Genomic DNA, 19,527 nt, shown 5'->3' with positions numbered 1-19,527 from the left:
ACGGAACGTGTCGTATCTGAATGAGCCGCCTGTGCAACGCGGACGTCCACGCGACGCCGAACTCGAGCGTCGGATCACCACCACCGTACTCGAACTACTGGCCGAACAAGGCTACGAGGGCGTGACATTCGAGGCGGTCGCTCGACGTTGCCAGGCGTCGAAGGCAACGCTGTATCGACGATGGCCGTCCAAGCGCGACATGGTCCTCGCAGCAGTGAAGGACGCCCCTGCGCATCCCTCGGCGGTTCCACTCCGGCGCGGCGACACACTCCGCGACGATCTGCTGATGCTTGCGCAACGCCTCAGCCTCACCATGTCCGCAACCGACAGCAACGCCGCCTTCATGCTGCTCCACGCGGGACTCGAAGACCCGGAGTTGTGCGACGCTATCGAGGAGACCGTCGGCCCGACAGGCGCACGTCTCCCCCAGGCGGTCCTCGACGATGCCGTTGCGCGAGGCGAACTCCCTTCGGGCGCTCAATCATTCGCATACGAGGAGGTCGTGGGAACCGTCCTGCTCCTGCGACGAGCGAACGGTCTCACCGTCGACGACACCTACCTCGAAGCCCTCGTCGACACCGTCATCATTCCCGCGCTCACCGCGTCCGCCGGCCGAACGGACCTGCCCGCCGGGATCTTCTCCGGCCACCCCGAAACCTCCACCACGACTACGACTACGGAGACCCCATGACCCGCTGCACCATCGAGGACTTCACCTACCGCACGATCACCGTGGACGGCGGCGTGAAGCTCAACGTCGCCGTCGGTGGGCAAGGTCCGGCCGTCGTCCTGCTGCACGGTTTCCCGCAGACCCACTACATGTGGCGCCACGTCGCCCACGCACTCGCTGAGGACCACACCGTGATCGTCCCCGACCTGCGCGGCTACGGCGCCAGCGACCAACCCCCGGTCGACAATCCCGAGTCGTATTCCAAGCGCACCATGGCGAACGACATCGTCGCGGTCGCCCGCGAGATCGGTTTCGACCACTTCGGGCTCGTCGGTCACGACCGCGGTGCGCTCGTCGCCGTCCGTGCGGGACTCGACCACCCCGACGCCGTCGACTACCTCGGCATCCTCGATGTCCTTCCCACGATGGACACCTGGGCCGTACTTCAGGGCGTGAACGCCAAGGTTGCCTGGCACCTCTACCTCATGGCCCAGCCCGCAGGGATGCCCGAGAAGATGATCGCCGCTGTCGCCCCGGAATTCTTCGGCTCGTTCCTCGATGCGTGGGACCCCACCGGAACCACCTTCACGCCCGAGGAGCGCGATCACTACGTCACCAGCTCGATCAACTCTGTCGACTCGATCGTGGCCGACTACCGCGCCACCGCCGGCATCGATCTCGACATGGACCTCGCCGACCGCGAACGCGGGGCTCGGCTCACCATGCCCGTCGCGGTCATCTCCCAGGACTGGGGCTCGCAACTGGGCTTCGACGCCTCGGCTCTCTGGCAGGCGTGGGCACCCGATCTCACCTACCAGGGCACCACCAGCGGCCACTTCATGGCCGAAGAGAACCCCGACGAGATCGCCGGCTTCATCACCGAGCTGGCCGCCCGAATCCCGGCCGACCAGCCCTGACGGACATGCCACCGGAGTCACCGGTCGGGGGTGACCACGATCACCGAAAAGCACGCATCCTTAACATGACGAACAAACGGGACATCGATATCATCGACCGCAGTTATTGTCTGTCGGGGGCACACGAGGAGAATCGCGCATGTCCCGGATCGATCGCAGACGCACACGCACCGTCGGCCTGCTCGCCGCAGGTCTGCTCACCGCAGGTCTGAGCGTCGCGGGTCCGGTCGGTTCCGCGTCCGCTGACCCGGTCCGCAATTGCCCTGAACGGTACGTCCTCGCCGTCGACGGAACCCGCGGCTTCGAAACCCGCGACTCGATCGACCCGGCATCCCCCTTGGCGAAGATCTCCGCTCGGTTCGAGTCTCCCGGCACCGTGGTCGAACACATCCGCTACCCCGCAGTGGTTGTGCCGTTGCCCGGGACCGGCTCGCACGACGATTTCGACGGCATCGACGACGACGGCACCATCGCCTACGACAGGTCGAAGCAGATCGGGCATCAGCGACTCCGCCAGACCATCACCGTCCGACACAGCACCTGCCCCGACTCGGACCTGTTGGTGCTCGGCTACTCGCAGGGCGCCTCGATCGCGGGCGATGTTCTCGCCGAGATCGCAGCCGACGGGTCCGTTCCCCCCGAACGGATCTCGGGCGTCCTCTATTCCGACCCCCGCGACGACCGCGGCGTCGAGACCCTGTTCCCGGGTCCCGTCGCTCCCGGTGTGACGCTCGGCGGCGGCCGGAACGACTTCGGTGAGATCCACGTCGAACGAGTCTGCATCGAAGGCGACGCGATCTGCGACGGTCGCACACCCGAGGACGGCAAGGACTGGCTCCGCGAGAACGTGACGGGGTACTTCCAGCTGCACACTAAGTACCCCGACTACCAGCCCTGACCGAGTCGGGCCGGAGAGTTCGCCGACCGCGCGGTGTGCATCAGTACCAGAGTGACGAACTCGGGGGAGGTTGTGTGCGTGTTCTTCGCCGGAACCGCACACAACCTCCCCCGAGTTTCGACGGCCGCTACTCCTCCTCGACGCCACCAATGGCCCAACGCAAAAGGGAACCCATCCTCAGGTAAGGATGGGTTCCCTCGTCGGCGAGTCCCTAGCAGACTGTCGTTACTGCAGTCTGCGCAGGACTGTTATGCCTGTGCAGCGGCAGGTTCCTCGACGTGCTCCACGGGGCCGGCTTCCGTGATGGGATAGACGGGGTATTCCACACCCGACAGGTACTGGACCGTTCGCACCACCTGGCACGAGTAACCGAACTCGTTGTCGTACCAGACGTAGAGGATGGCGGTGTCGCCGTCGACGATCGCTGCATTGGCGTCGATGATGCACGCCGCGCGCGAGCCGATGAAGTCGCTCGACACTGCGTCGGTGGCCGAGGTGTAGTCGAGGTTGCGGCGCAGCGCACCGGTGAGCGACTCCTGGTGCAGGTGCTCGAGCACCTCTTCCTTGGTGGTCTCACGAGTCAGCTGAAGGTGAAGGATCGCGACGGACACATCCGGCGTAGGAACACGGATCGAGTTGCCGGTGATCTTCGCCTTCAGATCGGGAAGCGCCTTCGCGACCGCCGAAGCGGCGCCGGTCTCGGTGAGCACCAGGTTGAACGGCGCGGAACGTCCGCGACGGTCGGCCTTGTGGTAGTTGTCCAGCAGGTTCTGGTCGTTTGTGAACGAGTGCACCGTCTCGACGTGACCACGCACCACACCGAATTTGTCGTCCATGGTCTTCAGCGGCGGAACGATGGCATTGGTGGTACAGGACGCGCACGACACGATCGTCTCGTCCGGGTCGAGGTCGCGGTGGTTGACACCGTGCACGATGTTCGGGAGATCACCCTTACCCGGTGCGGTGAGCACCACCTTGGCGATACCGGGGCGGAGATGCTTCGACAGACCGTCGCGGTCGCGCCAGATTCCGGTGTTGTCGATCAGGATGGCGTTGTCGATGCCGTACTCGGTGTAGTCGACGCTTTCCGGATCGTTGCTGTAGATGAACTTGATGACATTGCCGTTGGCGACCAAGGCGTTGTTCTCGGTGTCGACCTTGATCGTGCCGTTGAACTGTCCGTGGACGGAGTCGCGACGCAGCAGAGAGGCACGCTTGGTCAGGTCGTCGTCACCTCCCTTACGGACCACCACAGCACGCAAGTTCAGCCCATTGCCCGAGCCTGCCTTCTCGATGAGCAGACGGGCGACGAGCCGGCCGATTCGCCCGAACCCGTACAGGACCACGTCCTGCGGTTTCGCGGGGCTCGTCTGCGCGCCGCCGACCAGATCCGCGAGGCTCTCAGCGACGAAATCCGGGATGGATCGTCCGGCACCCTGGGCCTGATAATCCGTCACCAGCAGGCCGAGGTCGATCTTCGACGGCTGCAGGTCGAGGTCGGTCAACGCCTGGAGGAACGGGAAGGTTGCCTCGACCGACAGCTCGTCGCCGCGGATCTGACGCGCGAAACGGTGCGTCCGCAGAATACCGATCACCGACTTGTTCACGAGGGAGCGGCTGTGAAGCAAGATCGTGACCGAATGCCGGCGGTGCAGACCGCCGATGATCGGGATCATTGCTTCCGCAATAGCCTCTTGCGAGTTCCACTGTGCCAATTCCGGGGTGCTCACTGCGCTCCTCTGCCTTTCCGGCTCGTCTGACACGTCGCAGGCTGTTGGGTGCAGCCCAGACGAGACGCACGTCACTCGCCGGTCGGTGTCCGGATCGGTGGAACCGTACGCGACCGACGCCGATTACGGCGTGCGTACCGCCAAGCATATGAAAGAGCTCTCACGGTTCGACGCCCGGTAGGCGAATCGTGCCCGCGCGTGCGTGAAGCTGATCGTCCCTCCCCGGATAGGAAGGCGTCGTCGACCCTGGAGCTGTAGATGAACCGGCGAGCTGCGTGTGTCGCCAGTCACAACAATTGTGGCGGCATGCCGGATGGTATCAAGAGTCCATCGGCGGGTATTGCGTCATCAATATTCCGGCGCGCAAATGAATCCGGCTCACATCCTATTTCGAAACCTTCGAACCGCCAACAGATCTACTTGTCATTTCACACAACCGGGGCAGAGCCCAGGACTTACTCCGAGCTGCGAAAATCCGCGGCTTGCGCGTTCCGACGCCAAGACCGTGCTGCACGTGGTAAACCCGTGAGAAATGACGAGGCCGAGGAATATTTGCTTAGCCTCGATCTTTCGCGCGGATCACGTGTCGGACTGAGCAGCTTCGGATTCGGTGGGGAGACCGTGGATTGCGGTGTGCATCCACGGTCGACTGCCCGACACGGTCGGGTGACGCCGAGGTCCACGGCCCCGGAAACAGTTCCTTCGTCTCGATGGAGCAGGTACGCGCACAGCAGATGGAAACCGAAGCCTCGCGTGAACGTCGGGGCGGCCTGTTCCTTCTCGGAATGCGCGGTGACCTTCGGTGGCATCGATGTCGAGGACAAGCGGATGCGCTTCGTCGATGGCGTGCTCGGGAGCCGACGCACCGGCGGCGGTCCAGGCGTGGCGACGGGCTGTGGCGCGGGCCCGGTCGATCGCGGCGAGCGCGGTGTCGGCGTCGACGGCCAACACGCTGATCAGGCGGGAGACGGTGGGGTCGGAGGCCACCGCACCGAAGATCTCCGGGTGAGTCCGCAGTTGGCTGATGTCGGCGAGGCAGTCCCCACCGATCGCGAATGCCGTCGCGAGATCGAGCACGATCTTGCCGGGATCGTGTCGGGTCAGCGGTTTTCGATACGGTGCGAGCTCGGCCCGAGGTTAGGACGATCTGCTCCCCGATGAGCGTCGGTCCGCAAGCGCGGCACCCCGGCTGTCGTGTCGGTCATGACGGACGCAGATCCGGCCCGTAGCCCTCCACAGTGCGCCGCGCCGCGTCGGCAACCACATCGGTGAAGGAACCCCCGCGCTCGAGAATGCGACGCTGCCTGATCGCCCCATTACCTCGATCCACGGTTCCCGACAGAGTGTCGTGCACGGAGCGGTAGACGTCGAGTTCCTCCAGGATCGGCCGGACCTGAGCGAGCAGTCGCCAGATCAGGTCGACTGCCGGAACCAACTGCCCAGAGCCGAGATCGACACCGCGCCCGGCCAGACCGTCCCGGGCCGCTCTCCAGCACGCCGCGCGCAGCAGCTCCTGATCGACCGAGGGCGTCGGCTCGCCGCGTTCGATCGATGCCGTCGCCTGGGCGACCAATGCATACACCAAGGTGGCCAGCGTGACGGTCTCCTCGACGGTCGCGGGCACGTCCGCGATGCGGATCTCGAGGGTCGGATGATGCGCGGAGATCCGCACATCCCAATAGACCATTCGAGGATCCAGGATCGTGCCGGTGGTGAGCAGCGATTCGACCGCCGCGTCGTATTCCGCGGCCGAGGCGCACTGCGGGGGCAGTCCCGCGCTCGGCCAGCGCCCCCACCGCAGGTATCGCCAGCTGGCATATCCGGTGTCCCGGCCGTCGGTGATCGGCGAGTTGGCGGTCAGCGCCAGCAGGGCGGGAAGCCATGGGCGCAGATGGTTGATGAGCTGGGCCGCGCGGTCACGATCGTCGACACCGATATGCACGTGGCATCCGCAGATCACGCCGTCGGTGACGCCACGATAGTGCTGTGCCATGCGTTGGTAGCGAGGCGTGGCGGTGACCGATCCGCTCGGAGGTTCGAAGATCGGTGTGCCGACCGCTACGAGCCGGCATCCTGCGCGCGCTGCGGCGTCGGCGGCCGTCGCGCGGGAGCGGCGCAGCTCTTCGCGTAGGTCCTGCAGGTGTGTACATACCGTGGTGGCGGTCTCGACCTGACACGGGGAGAGCTCGACCTCGAGCTCGATGCCGAGTGTGAGTCCGGCCGCGAGCACGTCGAGACTGCGCAGGATGGGACGACCGGTACGGGGATCGACCAGGACGAATTCCTCTTCGACGCCGATCGTGGCCGCCGCCCCGCCGCGCACAGGAGAGGTGTCGGTCGGTCCTGTGGCGGCCATGGCGTTCTCCCCACTCGAGATCTTTCACTCTACGAAGGAAGAGCGGCCGGCGTGGGTGTACTGCAGTCGGAGATCTGTCTTACCGGACGGTGCGTGCGCGTTGCCGGTTGGCGGCGTGGCGGAGCTGCAGAATCCGCAGACCCCCGGCGAGGCCGACGATCACCGCTCCGGCGATCGCAGCGAACAGCAGTGCCACACCCAGCGGCAACGAGAAGTCCCACGCGAACAGTTCGAGGGTGACGCTGTCCAGGTTCTGCAGGATGAACACCAATAGCAACAGCAGGATCAACACACCGACGATCAGGGCAGTCCACAACGCCCCGGTGCGGGTGCCTCTGATGCCTTTGCCCCGGGCGACGTCGGGATGCAGCCTGCTGGGAGCGTCCGGATCCGGTGTCGCCCCGGATGGCGGTACCGGAGTATCGCTACGTCGCGCGGGCGGCGAGAAATCGGGGTTCGAATCGCCAGGGCCCCTCGAGCTGGTCGTCATGTTCGATCGGGTACCCCGGCCCTGTTCCGGTTATCCCACCGGCAGAATCTTTGCGGTCAGTTCACGTCCCGGCTCCGCACCAGAATCCCGGTGGCGACCACTGCGACGGCAATGTAGGCGGCGACGGTGATGAGCGCCCTCGGTCCCGAGATCACATCCACCACCCCGGGTGTGCCCTCCCCTCCCCCGGTCACCGCGCCGACGAGCGATCCGGCTGCGGTTCCCGACAGGAAGGCCGTCACGTCCTCGACGAGCTGCAGCGCGGAGCCGACGCCTCGCAGCAGATTCTCGACGACAACCGTCCATACCAGCCCCAGGCCGACCGACAGCGCCGCACTGCGGGCGTAGGTGCCGAGGGCGAAGCCGATCGTTCCCCACATCATGAACACGAGGTACGCCGCACCCGCGGAGCGAAGAAGTGCGCCGGCCGACGGCATCGTGAGCGGTTGTGTTTCGATCGTGGCGAGCGAGACAGACACGACCGTGCACAGCACAGCGGTGACGACCACCATCGCGGCAACGATCACCGCAAGAGCGAGCAGGGCACCGATTGTCGGGCGCAGACGGCCGTGAGTGAACACGGTCTTCCACGTTCCCCAGCTGTACCCGTTCCCGGCAATGAGAGCACCCAGGACGAGCACGAGCGCACCACCGAACAACGGTGTGCCCTGGACCAGGAAGTCAGGGATCGATTCGGGCAGGACGCTCTGCAGCAACGCTTCGGTCGGCTCCCCTTCCGTGGGGAAGCCGGCCGTTCGGGTCGTGTAGGAGACGTACGGGAATACGTAGCCGAAAACCATCGCGAGCAGGAACCACGTGCCGACCGTCGTCCACATCGCCGGCCACGCACGCAACCGGTACAACTCGGCACGCAAGCTCCGAGCAACGGTGTTGTGCCGTGCGGCAAGTGAGGTGGAATCGGAGTGCGAGCGGAGTGTCGAGGCGGACATGTCACGCCCCCTTCGTGGGTGTGGAACGAGTGGTCATTTCGAGGAACACGTCCTCGAGGATGCGTTCGGCCGGTCCGACCGACAACACATCCACGCCGTCGGCGACGAGCGCGCGGACGACGTCGGGCCGCGATCGGGCGGCAGATCCAGCAGCACCGAGTCGCCGTCGATTTCGAACCCGTTCTCTCCGGCGAGATCCGATGCGATCGAGACCACCCGATGCCCGGGCGTGCCACGATCTTTCAGCACCGCGTCGCCGAGCAGGGTGGAGACGGTCGTTTCGCGCACCCGGCGCCCGGTGACGAGATCGGCAGGATCGGTATTCGCTCCGCACAAAATGACGCAGGGCCTCGGGTGACACCCTCTCACCGAATGTCCCACCACGGGCGCCGCTTCTGTAGGAACGCCGTCATCCCCTCCGCGGCTTCCTCGGAACCGAACATCCGCGCCGAACGTGCTGCCAGGTCGTCTCCGTAACGATCGAAGTCCTCGAGGATCCGCTGCGTGACGAGGCGTTTCGATTCGGCCAGACCCTGCGGTGAGCAGGCACGGATCTCCGCGAGCAACTCCACCAGGACAGCGTCGGTATCGGACACCGACAGGGTGACGAGACCCTCGGAGGACGCCTCCTCGGGACCGAACCGTTCGCCGGTCAGGAAGTACCGTGCCGCTGCGCGCGGCGACAATCGCGGGAGCACGGTCAAGGAGATGATCGACGCGGCCAGACCGAGCCGTGCCTCGGTAAGTGCGAACGTCGACGCCGGCCCGGCGACCACGATGTCGCAGGCACCGATCAGACCCATGCCGCCGGCGCGGACGTGCCCGTCGATGCGGGCCAAGACCGGCTTGGGGAGCTCCAGGATCTGCCGGAGCAAGGCCGTCATGTCGCGGGTGCGTGCGGCAGCCGTTTCCTGCGCGGATCCGGAAGATCCGCTCAGATCCGCTCCGGCACAGAATGTTCCACCGGTATGGGTGAGGATGACCGCGCGGACGGCGGGGTCGGCGGCCGCGTCGACGAGTCCGCGGCTCAGTTGGGTCAGCAGCGGTACGGACAGGGCGTTGCGGTTGTGCGGGGAGTCGAGGGTCAGTGTCGCAGCGCCGTGGTCGACGACGTAGCGCACCACCACCGGATCGGGTTCGGTCATGACAACTCCTCGATGTGGTGGCCCCCTTCGCTGTCGGGGCTCTCGACCGGTGCGGACACGTCGTGCGGGGTGAGGACAGCGAGGGCGGTGCCGACGGCGACCTGATCGCCGACTTCGACGGCGAGCGTCGTGAGCGTGCCGGCAGTGGGTGCGGTGACGGTGTGCTCCATCTTCATCGCTTCGAGCCACACGAGCGGCCTGCCCGCTTCCACTACATCGCCGACGGCAGCGCCGAGCCTGATCACCGATCCCGGCATTGGCGCGAGTAGTGATCCGGCAGCGATCCGGGCGGTGGGGTCGACGAAGCGCGGCGCCGCGGTCAGGCGCACCGGTCCGAGCGATGAGTCGACGTACACCGCGTCGCCGTACCGCGCCACAGCGAAATGCTGGCGGACACAATCGACGTCCAGAACCACCCGATCCGGTGTGAAGCCGACGACGCCGAGGTCGTCACGGCCGTCGACGTGGACACCGTCGCGCGTGATCCGGTAACGCACCTCATGGTCGCCGTGCACGCCGGAGAATCGTTTGACCTGCGGCTGCGAGGGCAGATTCCGCCATCCCGAGGGCAGTCCCGCATTCACCGTGGCAGCGGTGCGATTGGTGGCCGACTCCGCCAGAGCAGCGGCGATCGCGGACACCGCTTCCGCGTGCGCTGAGGCGAGCGGTGCCGACAGTTCCGTGAGTCCGTGGGTGTCGAAGAAGGCGGTGTCGGTCTCCCCCGCACGGAAGGCGGGATGTTTCAGCACCGCGACGAGGAGGTCGCGGTTGGTGACAATGCCGTGGATCTCGGTGCGCGTCAACGTCGATGCCAGCAGCCGCACCGCGCGGTCGCGGGTCGGTGCGTACGAGATGATCTTGGCGAGCATCGCGTCATAGTGGACCCCGACCTCCGATCCCGCGAGGACACCGGAATCGACGCGCACACCGGTGTGCCGGAGCACGTCGAACTCGCGTGCCTCCTGCGGCAGCGCGAAACGGTGCACGGTGCCGGACTGCGGTTGCCAGTCTCGGGCCGGGTCCTCGGCGTAGAGCCTGGCCTCCACGGAATGGCCGTGTACCGGGGGTGGTTCGGGGTCGAGGAGGTCACCGTCGGCGATGCGGAACTGGAGATCGACGAGATCGAGCCCGGTCGTGCATTCGGTGACGGGATGCTCGACCTGCAGGCGCGTGTTCATCTCCAGGAAGTGGAACCGCCCCGAGCGGTCCGCGAGAAACTCGACGGTGCCGGCGCCCTCGTACCCGATGGCCTGAGCGGCGCGCCGGGCGGCGTCGAACAGGCGTGGGCGCATCCCCTCGATCGCGTCGACGAGCGGCGAGGGGGCTTCCTCGATCACCTTCTGGTGGCGACGTTGGATCGAGCATTCGCGTTCGCCCACCGCCCACACCGTGCCGTGGCGGTCCGCGAGGATCTGGACCTCGATGTGCCGCCCGTTCTCGAGATACCGCTCGCAGAACACCGTCGGGTCGCCGAACGCCGACGCGGCCTCCCGGCGGGCCGCGTCGAGTTGCCCAGGCAGGTTGGCCAATGTCCGCACCACCCGCATTCCGCGCCCACCGCCGCCTGCGGAGGCCTTGACGAGCACCGGGAGGTCGGCGTCGGTGATGTCGGCAGGGTCGAGTTCGGCAAGAACAGGGACACCGGTGTCGGCCATGATCTTCTTGGCCTCGACCTTCGAGCCCATCCGTTCGATCGACTCCGGGCGCGGTCCGATCCAGATCAACCCCGCCTCGAGCACTTCGCGCGCGAATCGTGCGTTCTCGGAAAGGAATCCGTAACCCGGATGGACCGCGTCGGCGCCCGTCGTCAACGCTGCCGCGACGATCTTCTTCCCGTCGAGGTAGGTCTCGGAAGGGGTGACTCCCGCAAGTCGCACGGCGGCATCGGCGTCGCCGACATGCGGACTGTTCGCGTCGGCATCGGAGAACACCGCGATCGCCCCCAGTCCGGCCCGACGGCACGACGCGAACACGCGGCGGGCGATCTCCCCGCGATTCGCCACGAGCACCGTGGTGATGGTCGATTCGGTCACGGGAACCTCACATCCGGAAGACGCCGAAGGATTCGGCACCTGTGATCGGGGCGGTGGCAACAGCCGACAAGCACAGTCCCAGCACAGTGCGGGTATCGCGGGGGTCGATGATGCCGTCGTCGTAGAGACGACCGGACAGGAACATCGGCAGCGATTCGGCTTCGATCTGGTTCTCGACGGCCGCGCGCACCGCCTCGTCGGCGGCCTCGTCGAAGTCCTGGCCGCGTGCCTGCGCGGCAGCGCGTCCGACGAGAGAGATGACCCCGGCCAGTTGGGCACCGCCCATGACCGCAGACTTGGCGCTGGGCCACGCGAACAGGAACCGCGGATCGAAGGCACGTCCGCACATGCCGTAGTGACCGGCGCCGTAGGACGCGCCGATGAGGATGGAGATGTGCGGCACCGTGGAGTTGGCGACCGCGTTGATCATCATCGCCCCATGCTTGATCATGCCGCGTTCCTCGTATTCCCGACCGACCATGTACCCGGTGGTGTTGTGCAGGAACAACAGCGGCGTATCGGCACGGTTCGCGAGTTGGATGAACTGGGCTGCCTTCTGCGATTCCTCGTTGAACAGCACGCCGCGCGCGTTGGCGAGAATCCCGACCGGATAGCCGTGCACCTGTGCCCAGCCGGTCACGAGCGACGACCCGTAGAGCGGTTTGAACTCGTCGAAGTCGGAATCGTCGACGACGCGGGCGATGACCTCACGCGGATCGAAGGGTTGCCGAAGATCCTCAGGGACGATCCCGAGCAGCTCCTCGGCGTCGTACCGCGGTTCGCGTACGTCCGTCCGGGGTGCAGGGCCGGCCTTGCGGTAGTTGAGGCGCCGCACAATGCTGCGACCGATGCGCACCGCGTCCTGTTCGTCGACCGCGAAGTGGTCGGCCAGACCCGAGATACGCGCGTGCATCTCGGCGCCGCCGAGCGACTCATCGTCGGATTCCTCACCGGTGGCCATCTTCACCAGCGGCGGGCCGGCGAGGAACACCTTCGACCGCTTCTCGATCATCACGACGTGGTCGGACATGCCGGGGATGTATGCGCCGCCAGCGGTCGAATTGCCGAAGACCACCGCGATCGTGGGGATACCTGCCGCCGACAACCGGGTCAGATCGCGGAAGAGCCGGCCACCGGGAATGAACACTTCTTTCTGCGTGGGCAGATCCGCGCCGCCGGATTCGACGAGGGAGATCAGCGGCATCCGGTTCTGCAGGGCGATGTCGTCGGCACGCAACGTCTTGCGGAGCGTCCACGGGTTACTGGTTCCCCCGCGCACGGTGGGGTCGGTGGCCACGATGACACATTCGACGCCTTCGACCACACCGATGCCCGTGACGACGCTGCCGCCGACGGGAAACTCGGTGCCCCAGGCCGCGAGCGGTGAGAGCTCGAGGAACGGCGAGTCGGGGTCGAGGAGCAGTTCGATCCTCTCCCGCGCAAGCAACTTGCCTCGGTCGTGGTGTCGCCGGACGTACTTTTCTCCCCCGCCGGCAAGGGCCTTGCCGTGTTCTGTGTCGAGTTCGGCCAGGCGAGCACGCATTGTATCGGCGGCTGCGCCGTATTCGGTGGAGCCGGCATCCAGGGTCGAGATCAAGGTGCTCACGTGTGCTTCTCCAGCAGGACGGTCGGGATGTCGAGGTATCGGGCGCGCAACCATTCACCGAGGCCCTTGGCCTGGGGGTCGAAGCGGGCACGGGAGGCGACGCCACGACCAAGGATTCCCTCGATTACGAAGTTCACGGCCCGCAGGTTCGGGAGCAGATGACGTGTGACAGGCAAGGGTTCGATCTCGGGGAGCAGGTCCTTCAGCGTGTCGACGGTGAGAGTATTTGCAAGCCATTGCCATTCGTCGTCGGATCGGACCCACAACCCGATGTTGGCGTCACCGCCCTTGTCGCCGCTGCGGGCACCGGCGATCGTGCCGAGCGGAACGCGACGAGTCTGTCCGGGCGACAGCGGCGCGGGCACACTCGGGTCCGGCAACGGTTCGAGGGTCCGGGTGGTCGCCGCGGCCGGGATGTCGACGCGGGTGCCGTCTGGCAACACTGCAATGTGCGGCACGCGGGTCGCCTCGACGTACTCGGCCGTGTAGACACCGTAGGCGGTGCCCGGGCCGGGCGGAGCGGTGACGAAGAACCCGGGAGAGCTTGCAAGGGCGAACTCGACCGCCGTGGAGGTGAATGCGCGTCCGACGACGTCGGGATCGGGATCGCGCGCAGTGCAGCGCAGCAGAGCGCTCGCGGTTTCCTCCGTATCGGCATCGGCATGGTCGGTGCGAGCGAGAGTCCATTCGAGTTCGGCAGGCCGCCTCGGCAGATTCGATTCCATCTGAGATCGCACCAACTGGGCCTTCGCGTCGATGTCCAGTCCGGTGAGGACGAAGACGACCTCGTTGTAGAACCCGGCGAGCGCGTTGAGGCACACCTTCAGGGTCGGTGGGGGCGGCTCGCCCTTCACGCCGGTGATGCGGACACGATCGGGTGCTTCCCGGCTCAGCGTGGCGGTGTCGATGCGCGCGGTGACATCGGGGTTCGCGTAGCGTCCGCCCGTCACCTCGTACAGCAGTTGTGCGGTGACCGTGCCGACGGTGACGGCTCCTCCCGTGCCCGGGTGCTTCGTGATGGTCGCCGCGCCATCGGCCTCGATCTCGGCAATGGGGAATCCGGGGCGGACGAGGTCGTCGAGTTCGGTGAAGAACGCATAGTTTCCGCCGGTCGCCTGGGTACCGCATTCGATGACGTGCCCTGCGACAACAGCACCCGCGAGTGCATCGAAGTCATCAGGAGCCCAACCGAAGTAGGCGGCGGCGGGACCGACGATCACCGAAGCGTCGGTGACGCGCCCGGTCACGACGATATCGGCTCCGGCATCGAGGCACCGCGTAATGCCCCACGCACCGAGATACGCGTTGGCGGTCAGCGGGCGCCGGTCGGCGTCGAAACCGAACTCGTCGATGCGAGCAAGGAGATCGTCGCCTTCGACGTGGGCGATGCGCGGGGACAGACCGAGCCGATCCGCAACCGTGCGCAGCGCCGCGGCCAGACCCGCAGGATTGAGACCCCCGGCGTTCGCGACGATCCGCACCCCCTTGTCGAGGGCAAGACCCATGCAGTCCTCGGCCTGCCGCAGGAACGTCTTGGCGTAACCGAGATCCGGATTCTTCAGACGATCGCGACCGAGGATGAGCATCGTCAGTTCGGCGAGGTAGTCACCGGTCACATAGTCGAGTTCGCCGCCTTCGAGCATCTCGCGCATCGCCGACAGACGGTCACCGTAGAAACCGGAGCAGTTGCCGATTCGCACGACGCGGCTCACGCGATCCACTCCTGGACCGGGCGTCCTGTCCGCTGAGTAACGAGCGGACAGAGATCGTCGAGAAGCTCACGCAACTCCACCATGTGGTCAGCGTCACATGTCGCTGCTCTCGGAGCAAGCACTCATGACTGTTTCACGCGGCCCCTGGTCGTACCCCTCACCGCCGATAACGGGCTCACCGCTGTGCGCGGCGACGACGCCTCCCATCCGGTACGTCGGATTGCCCGGCCGGCTCTGCAGCTCCTCGACTGCTCCCGAACTCGACGGCATCTGCGTCCGCACCTCGGCCGGTCAGTGCCTGCACCACCATCTCGAGGTCGTGCAGCGTCACCTCATCTGCCGACGAACGGCCTTCTTCATCTCGAACGGAACGGGCCATGACAACTCCTGACAGAAGAACCACCGACCGCACCGTCGACCGTCGCAACACGAACAGAACCATCGCCACACGAACCGGCACCGGCAAGGCACCGGGCCCGACATCATCGGCAGGCCTGCGACACCGGCAAGTCTAATCGCGCCCGGAAGTACTTTCGCCGCGATCGGTCGCGCGCACGTAACTTGCCAGGACGGCGAACCCCGAAATCGTCACGACTCCTCGTTCACGACTCCTGCCTACCCCGCGGCAGATACCGTGGATGCATACTTCACCGAGGTCAGGAGTTGCCGTGCCGAAGCTGGAGATCAAGCAGAAGGCCGAACTTTCCCGCAAGCAGGCATCCGAGCGGTTGATCGCACTCGGCCGCGCCTTGGCGACGGGATCCGAAGTGGAACTGGACTCGGGCGGTGACACCATTTCGCTCGTCGTCGCCGACCGACTCGAATGGGAACTCGAGATCGAGGTGGACGGCGACCAGGTCGAGATCGAGGTCGAATTCAGTTGGCGCGACGCACCATCCGACAGCCCAAAAGCCGATGCGGACGAGGAGGAGGACGAGGAACCGGACGAGGAGCCGGACGAGGAAGCGGACACCGCCGAAGGTTCGGATGAGGACCCGGGTGAAGACGAGGACGAAGGCGAGCCGCAGCAAACCGAGCCGCGACGAAGAGCCTCGGTCAAGAAGACGGCGCGGCGTGGCCGGCCACGTAAACGCGTCGCCGACTGATCGATGCACAGCCCCTGCCCGTCCACCAATTTCCTGAGCAGCCGCTACTACGACGGTCGCGGCATCACCGACCTGTTCGACTCGCCCGACCGGGCCCACGCGTGGATGCAGACACTGAATGAAGAGATCAGCTTCCCTCGATCACCTTTCACACCGACCGAGGACCAGCTCGCGCAACTCCGACAACTCCGCGACACGCTCGGCTCCGTCTACCGCGACACGCTCGACGGTGATCCGGCCCAGGCAGCGGCCCACCTGCGCACGGTGCTCGATCGCACACGCATCACTCCCGGCATCGTTGTCGGTGACGATCGCCTCCACGTCCGCTGGACCACGGACTCCCACGACCCGTTCGAGGAATCGGTCGCCGAAATCGCCGTATCCGCAATCACAGCGGTAACCGGTCACGCGGCAACCTTGCTGTGCAAGTGCGAGGCACCACGGTGCGTGCTGTACTTCACCCGACTCAACGCACGTCAGCACTGGTGCAGTGACGTGTGCGGCAATCGCGCACGTGTCGCTCGCGCCGCGAGGACGCGCCGGAAATCGCATCCCGCAGAAGGCTCACAACCGAAAAGCGAGGCTCACAACCCTGGTGGTCGACCCTCCGGGTTGTGAGCCTCACTTCTGCATTGTGAGCCTCCCGTCGAACGCCATCTGCGGTCAGCGGGCGTGGCGGTCGGCGAGCTCGGCTCCGATCCGCGCCAGTTCCTCCTGCACCGAGACCAGCTCGAGGACCTCGACATCGTCGACTCCGTGAAGGTCCCCTGAGATACACCTCGCGACGGACGTGCGCACACCGACCCCGGCGACCGGCGACCTGCACCCGCCTCGCTACGCTCCAGCCCATGAGTGAGCCGACTTCGACCTACGCCAACGTGACGCTCGACCCGCGTGCCAACGTCTACTTCGACGGCAAGTGCGTCAGCCACAACTTCCATCTGGCGGATGGAACCCGCAAGTCGGCCGGCGTGATCCTGCCCGCGACCCTCAACTTCGGCACGGCCGCCCCGGAGGTCATGGAACTGCACAGCGGCGCGTGCCGCGTCCGACTGGCCGGCAGCGAGGACTGGACCTCCTACGGTGCAGGCGACTCCTTCTCGGTGCCCGGCGACTCGTCGTTCGACATCGAGGTCACCGAGGCCGTCAGCTACGTCTGCCACTACGGCTGACCACACCCTCAGCATGTGAGAACGCTCCCACCGAGTCCTGCTCGGTGGGAGCGTTCTTCCGTTCGTGGCGACCGGCCACTACATACGAACCCGGCTCAGCCGGTGACCTCTGCGCGATCCGGCGAAGCTCCGGCCTGCGCCTTCCGCTGCGACGATGCGTGACCGACGAACATCGCCGACGCCACGATCCCGATGATCAGAACCGACGCGGGCAGCAGCATCGACTGGCTCAGCGCGGTGCTGAACTTCTCGGCGATCTGCTCCGGGAGAGCGGCTCCCATCGCGGCTCCGCCGCCCTCACCGGCCTGCACCTCACCCAATCCTTGGGCGGCCATCCGCGACGAGATCAGAGCACCGATCGCGGCGCTGCCCAGCACCGAACCGACCTGGCGGGTGGTGTTGTAGATGCCGGCACCGGCGCCCGCCTGATGGATGGGCAGGTTGTGCGTGGCGGTGGAGGCCAGCGGCGCCCAGATGCACGAATTGGACAGGCCGGCGATACCGGCGATGAGCAGGAACAGCACGATGGGGCTGTCCGGCGTCATGAGCACCGCGAACCCGAAGATCGTCGCGGAGAAGAGCGTGAAGCCGACGGTGGGCAGCACCCGGGGCGGCATCCGGTCGGAGAACTTGCCGATGAGCGGTGCCGTCAGACCGGTGACGATCGCCATCGGGGCGAAGATCAGGGCGGCTTTCGTGGGTGAGAATCCGCGGACCGTCTCGAGATAGAAGTAGGCCGGAACCATCAGGGCCGTCATGGCTGCGCCCATCGACGAGATCGCGATGTTCGACATCGAGAAGTTCCGGTCGCGGAACAGGGCCAGGGGCACCAAAGGTTCGCCCTTGTTGCGCGCCTGGTTGAACACGAACAGCACCCTCACCGCGATACCCGCGAGGATCATCGTCCAGGTCCAGACGTCCCAGTCGCGGCTGGAACCTTCCTGGATTCCGAAGACCAGCAGGAACAGTCCGACGCCGCTGAGGATCACGCCGACGACGTCGAACTTGTGCGGTTGGGTCTCGAGGCTGGGCACCAGCCATGCCGCCAGCACGAAGGCGATGATGCCGACCGGGACGTTGATGTAGAAGATCCAGTTCCAGCCCTGCCAGTCGACCAGTACACCGCCGACGAGGGGCCCGAGCAGCGAGGCCAGTCCGGCGACCGCGCCCCACAGACCCATGGCGGTGCCGCGCTTGTCGGGCGCGAAGGTGCGGGTGATGATCGCCATCGTCTGCGGCGTCATCAGCGCCGCGCCGAGTCCCTGGACGGCGCGGGCGGCGATGAGCATCTCGATGGTGCCGGAGGTCGCGCACCACAGCGACGCCGCGGTGAACACCACCAGGCCCGCGAGATAGACGTGCTTGGGTCCGAACCGGTCGCCGAGACGACCGGTGAACAGCAGGGGCACCGCATAGGTGAGCAGATATGCGTTGGCCACCCAGACGACCTGATTGATGTCGGCCTGCAGGTCGGCCATGATCGCCGGGCTGGCCACCGCGACGATGGTCAGATCCAGCAGGATCATGAAGAACCCGACCACCAGGGCCGACAGGCCCCACCACGGATTACGTTCGGTTTGGATCGATTTCGTTCCTGTTCGTACCGGTCGAGCACGACCGGCGATCTATTGGGTCGAGGTGTCCCGGTTCGGTCGTTGCGCTACGACCGACCGGGACCGCTACTTTCCGCACTGCTCCTCCGCAGTTCGGCGGAGCTTGATCAGGTTGTCCTCGCGGCGCCTGAGCAGAAACTGGGTCGCTCGACATCGGCACGCTCGAGCGACCCCGGAATCGGCGCGTCCGGGTGGCAGAATGCCTGGGGGTGGAGGCCGATTCGCCGACGCACACCTGATGGGCACGTCCGAAGGAAGGACTTTCGAGTAGTCCGCTACGCATGGTTCCGCAGCACCGAGGGTGATGCTTCATTCGATGCCGCTTCCGGAGCAGGAGAGGATCCGTCATGGCCGACCTGGACTCCCCATCGACCCGCGAGGTCTGCGGAACGCCGGACAGGGCAGCGCGCACCGGCCCCGACAGGTGTCGGGAGCATTCCGGTCGTCGTTCACGTCGCGCATGATCCCGCGTCGCCGTCCCAGATCCTCAACTACGCCCAGTTCCCCGGCGGACCGGCAGCGACCGACGGTGTCGTCATCGCCCACTCGTGCTTCGGGACCACCGGCACAGCGCGACCTCCCTTCCATCTCGGTCGCACCGCGACATACGAGATCGGTCGCTGGTTGAGCCTACGCCGCATCTGGGGCGACGACGGCGATGCGATGCTCATGTTCACCTCCGGGCAGTCGCTCCGCATGCGGGCGTACCTGGAAGGACCGCGTGCGCCGTTCCTGCTCGGGACGATGGACCCGGCCCAGACGGACCCACTTGCGCTCGGTCCGTCCGGCAACGGCGGGACACGAGCCGATACCTCGGCACTTGTGTCACTCGACGGCGAGGTGGACGAGCTGCGACGTCAGATCGCCTCGCTCCGGTCGCTTCTCGATCAGATCGGCGCAATCCTGGACCGCGTCGGCTGATCACCCACCACGGACCCGTCAGGACGCACTGTGAGCGAACCGTCGTCGATCATCGGTACCTGGTTCCATTCCTACGAGGAGGACACCGACACCGCGAGGGTCTACCGCCCTCGCGGGTTTCCGTTTCCTCGCTCACGAGGTCCTCACGTTCGAATCGGGGCAACCATGAACCTGAGATGAGCGGTTCCGGCCGATGCGACGCACCGGC

The 19,527-nt window shown here is 66.1% G+C and carries 17 protein-coding genes and 1 pseudogene; 8 read left to right on the top strand and 10 right to left on the bottom strand.

The features are described from left to right. Window positions 1–7: 7 nt before the first annotated feature. The 3 genes from KXC42_RS12050 (at window position 8) to KXC42_RS12040 (ending at window position 2,485) form a co-directional block, all read left to right on the top strand. Window positions 8–691, top strand: a complete 684-nt coding sequence (locus KXC42_RS12050) for a TetR/AcrR family transcriptional regulator (RefSeq protein ID WP_219130399.1) — start codon at window positions 8–10, stop codon at window positions 689–691. Further along, complete coding sequence (locus tag KXC42_RS12045) at window positions 688–1,587, top strand: alpha/beta fold hydrolase (RefSeq protein ID WP_006552080.1); 900 nt, start codon at window positions 688–690, stop codon at window positions 1,585–1,587. Before KXC42_RS12050 ends, KXC42_RS12045 begins: the two co-directional genes overlap by 4 nt. A gap of 139 nt (window positions 1,588–1,726) precedes the next feature. Continuing rightward, window positions 1,727–2,485: a cutinase family protein gene (locus KXC42_RS12040; RefSeq protein WP_019289445.1), complete on the top strand. Its 759-nt coding sequence runs from the start codon at window positions 1,727–1,729 to the stop codon at window positions 2,483–2,485. Between the two features lie 248 nt (window positions 2,486–2,733). Here KXC42_RS12040 and KXC42_RS12035 read toward each other — a convergent pair whose 3' ends face one another. The 9 genes and pseudogenes from KXC42_RS12035 to KXC42_RS11995 form a co-directional block, all read right to left on the bottom strand. Further along, window positions 2,734–4,215 (bottom strand): glyceraldehyde-3-phosphate dehydrogenase, encoded by a 1,482-nt coding sequence (locus KXC42_RS12035; protein ID WP_219130398.1) that lies wholly within the window; start codon window positions 4,213–4,215, stop codon window positions 2,734–2,736. Window positions 4,216–4,910: 695 nt separating this feature from the next. Then, window positions 4,911–5,343, bottom strand: a pseudogene (locus KXC42_RS12030) (transposase); the annotation flags it as partial. A gap of 73 nt (window positions 5,344–5,416) precedes the next feature. After that, window positions 5,417–6,571, bottom strand: a complete 1,155-nt coding sequence (locus KXC42_RS12025) for a glutamate--cysteine ligase (protein WP_219130397.1) — start codon at window positions 6,569–6,571, stop codon at window positions 5,417–5,419. Window positions 6,572–6,650: 79 nt separating this feature from the next. Continuing rightward, window positions 6,651–7,061, bottom strand: a complete 411-nt coding sequence (locus tag KXC42_RS12020; protein ID WP_024100963.1) for a lipopolysaccharide assembly LapA domain-containing protein — start codon at window positions 7,059–7,061, stop codon at window positions 6,651–6,653. Between the two features lie 56 nt (window positions 7,062–7,117). After that, entirely contained in the window at window positions 7,118–8,011 is an 894-nt protein-coding gene (locus tag KXC42_RS12015) for an ABC transporter permease (protein ID WP_219130396.1), read from the bottom strand. 365 nt (window positions 8,012–8,376) lie between these two features. Continuing rightward, window positions 8,377–9,156: an enoyl-CoA hydratase family protein gene (locus KXC42_RS12010; RefSeq protein WP_219130395.1), complete on the bottom strand. Its 780-nt coding sequence runs from the start codon at window positions 9,154–9,156 to the stop codon at window positions 8,377–8,379. Further along, complete coding sequence (locus KXC42_RS12005) at window positions 9,153–11,189, bottom strand: biotin carboxylase N-terminal domain-containing protein (protein WP_219130394.1); 2,037 nt, start codon at window positions 11,187–11,189, stop codon at window positions 9,153–9,155. The genes KXC42_RS12010 and KXC42_RS12005 overlap by 4 nt, the downstream gene beginning before the upstream one ends. Window positions 11,190–11,196: 7 nt before the next feature. Then, window positions 11,197–12,795 carry an acyl-CoA carboxylase subunit beta gene (locus KXC42_RS12000; protein WP_219130393.1) on the bottom strand — a complete coding sequence of 533 codons (1,599 nt, stop codon included), beginning with the start codon at window positions 12,793–12,795 and terminating at the stop codon, window positions 11,197–11,199. Continuing rightward, window positions 12,792–14,447, bottom strand: coding sequence for an acyclic terpene utilization AtuA family protein (locus KXC42_RS11995; protein ID WP_232333469.1), 1,656 nt, complete (start codon window positions 14,445–14,447; stop codon window positions 12,792–12,794). Before KXC42_RS11995 ends, KXC42_RS12000 begins: the two co-directional genes overlap by 4 nt. Before the next feature lie 184 nt (window positions 14,448–14,631). On the opposite strand from KXC42_RS11995, the gene KXC42_RS11990 reads away from it, so the two are divergent. The 4 genes from KXC42_RS11990 (at window position 14,632) to KXC42_RS11975 (ending at window position 16,785) form a co-directional block, all read left to right on the top strand. After that, the gene (locus tag KXC42_RS11990) at window positions 14,632–14,898 is read left to right on the top strand and encodes a hypothetical protein (RefSeq protein ID WP_219130392.1); all 267 of its coding nucleotides are present in this window, start codon (window positions 14,632–14,634) and stop codon (window positions 14,896–14,898) included. 277 nt (window positions 14,899–15,175) lie between these two features. Continuing rightward, window positions 15,176–15,613: an amphi-Trp domain-containing protein gene (locus KXC42_RS11985; RefSeq protein ID WP_219130391.1), complete on the top strand. Its 438-nt coding sequence runs from the start codon at window positions 15,176–15,178 to the stop codon at window positions 15,611–15,613. Between the two features lie 3 nt (window positions 15,614–15,616). Continuing rightward, window positions 15,617–16,231 carry an ABATE domain-containing protein gene (locus KXC42_RS27730; protein ID WP_006552068.1) on the top strand — a complete coding sequence of 205 codons (615 nt, stop codon included), beginning with the start codon at window positions 15,617–15,619 and terminating at the stop codon, window positions 16,229–16,231. 230 nt (window positions 16,232–16,461) lie between these two features. Next, window positions 16,462–16,785, top strand: coding sequence for a pyrimidine/purine nucleoside phosphorylase (locus tag KXC42_RS11975; RefSeq protein WP_059383442.1), 324 nt, complete (start codon window positions 16,462–16,464; stop codon window positions 16,783–16,785). 95 nt (window positions 16,786–16,880) lie between these two features. Here the strand turns inward: KXC42_RS11975 and KXC42_RS11970 are convergent, their stop codons facing one another. Then, a complete protein-coding gene (locus KXC42_RS11970) occupies window positions 16,881–18,368 on the bottom strand; it encodes a DHA2 family efflux MFS transporter permease subunit (protein ID WP_219130475.1) in 1,488 nt (495 codons plus the stop codon). Between the two features lie 654 nt (window positions 18,369–19,022). Between KXC42_RS11970 and KXC42_RS11965 the strand changes: the two genes are divergently transcribed. After that, window positions 19,023–19,319, top strand: a complete 297-nt coding sequence (locus KXC42_RS11965; RefSeq protein ID WP_219130390.1) for a hypothetical protein — start codon at window positions 19,023–19,025, stop codon at window positions 19,317–19,319. Window positions 19,320–19,527 lie beyond the last annotated feature (208 nt).

This window comes from Rhodococcus sp. LW-XY12 (assembly GCF_019317345.1).
GTDB lineage: Bacteria > Actinomycetota > Actinomycetes > Mycobacteriales > Mycobacteriaceae > Rhodococcus > Rhodococcus pyridinivorans.
Note: the sequence above shows the minus strand (reverse complement) of the source record. Positions and strands in the feature narration are given on the sequence as shown.

Coding starts and splice junctions, on each gene's coding strand:
- KXC42_RS12045 (WP_006552080.1), top strand. CDS start 688: ATGACCCGCTGCACCATCGAGGACTTCACCTACCGCACGATCACCGTG.
- KXC42_RS12040 (WP_019289445.1), top strand. CDS start 1,727: ATGTCCCGGATCGATCGCAGACGCACACGCACCGTCGGCCTGCTCGCC.
- KXC42_RS12025 (WP_219130397.1), bottom strand. CDS start 6,571: ATGGCCGCCACAGGACCGACCGACACCTCTCCTGTGCGCGGCGGGGCG.
- KXC42_RS12020 (WP_024100963.1), bottom strand. CDS start 7,061: ATGACGACCAGCTCGAGGGGCCCTGGCGATTCGAACCCCGATTTCTCG.
- KXC42_RS12015 (WP_219130396.1), bottom strand. CDS start 8,011: ATGTCCGCCTCGACACTCCGCTCGCACTCCGATTCCACCTCACTTGCC.
- KXC42_RS12010 (WP_219130395.1), bottom strand. CDS start 9,156: ATGACCGAACCCGATCCGGTGGTGGTGCGCTACGTCGTCGACCACGGC.
- KXC42_RS11995 (WP_232333469.1), bottom strand. CDS start 14,447: ATGCGCGAGATGCTCGAAGGCGGCGAACTCGACTATGTGACCGGTGAC.
- KXC42_RS11990 (WP_219130392.1), top strand. CDS start 14,632: ATGACTGTTTCACGCGGCCCCTGGTCGTACCCCTCACCGCCGATAACG.
- KXC42_RS27730 (WP_006552068.1), top strand. CDS start 15,617: ATGCACAGCCCCTGCCCGTCCACCAATTTCCTGAGCAGCCGCTACTAC.
- KXC42_RS11975 (WP_059383442.1), top strand. CDS start 16,462: ATGAGTGAGCCGACTTCGACCTACGCCAACGTGACGCTCGACCCGCGT.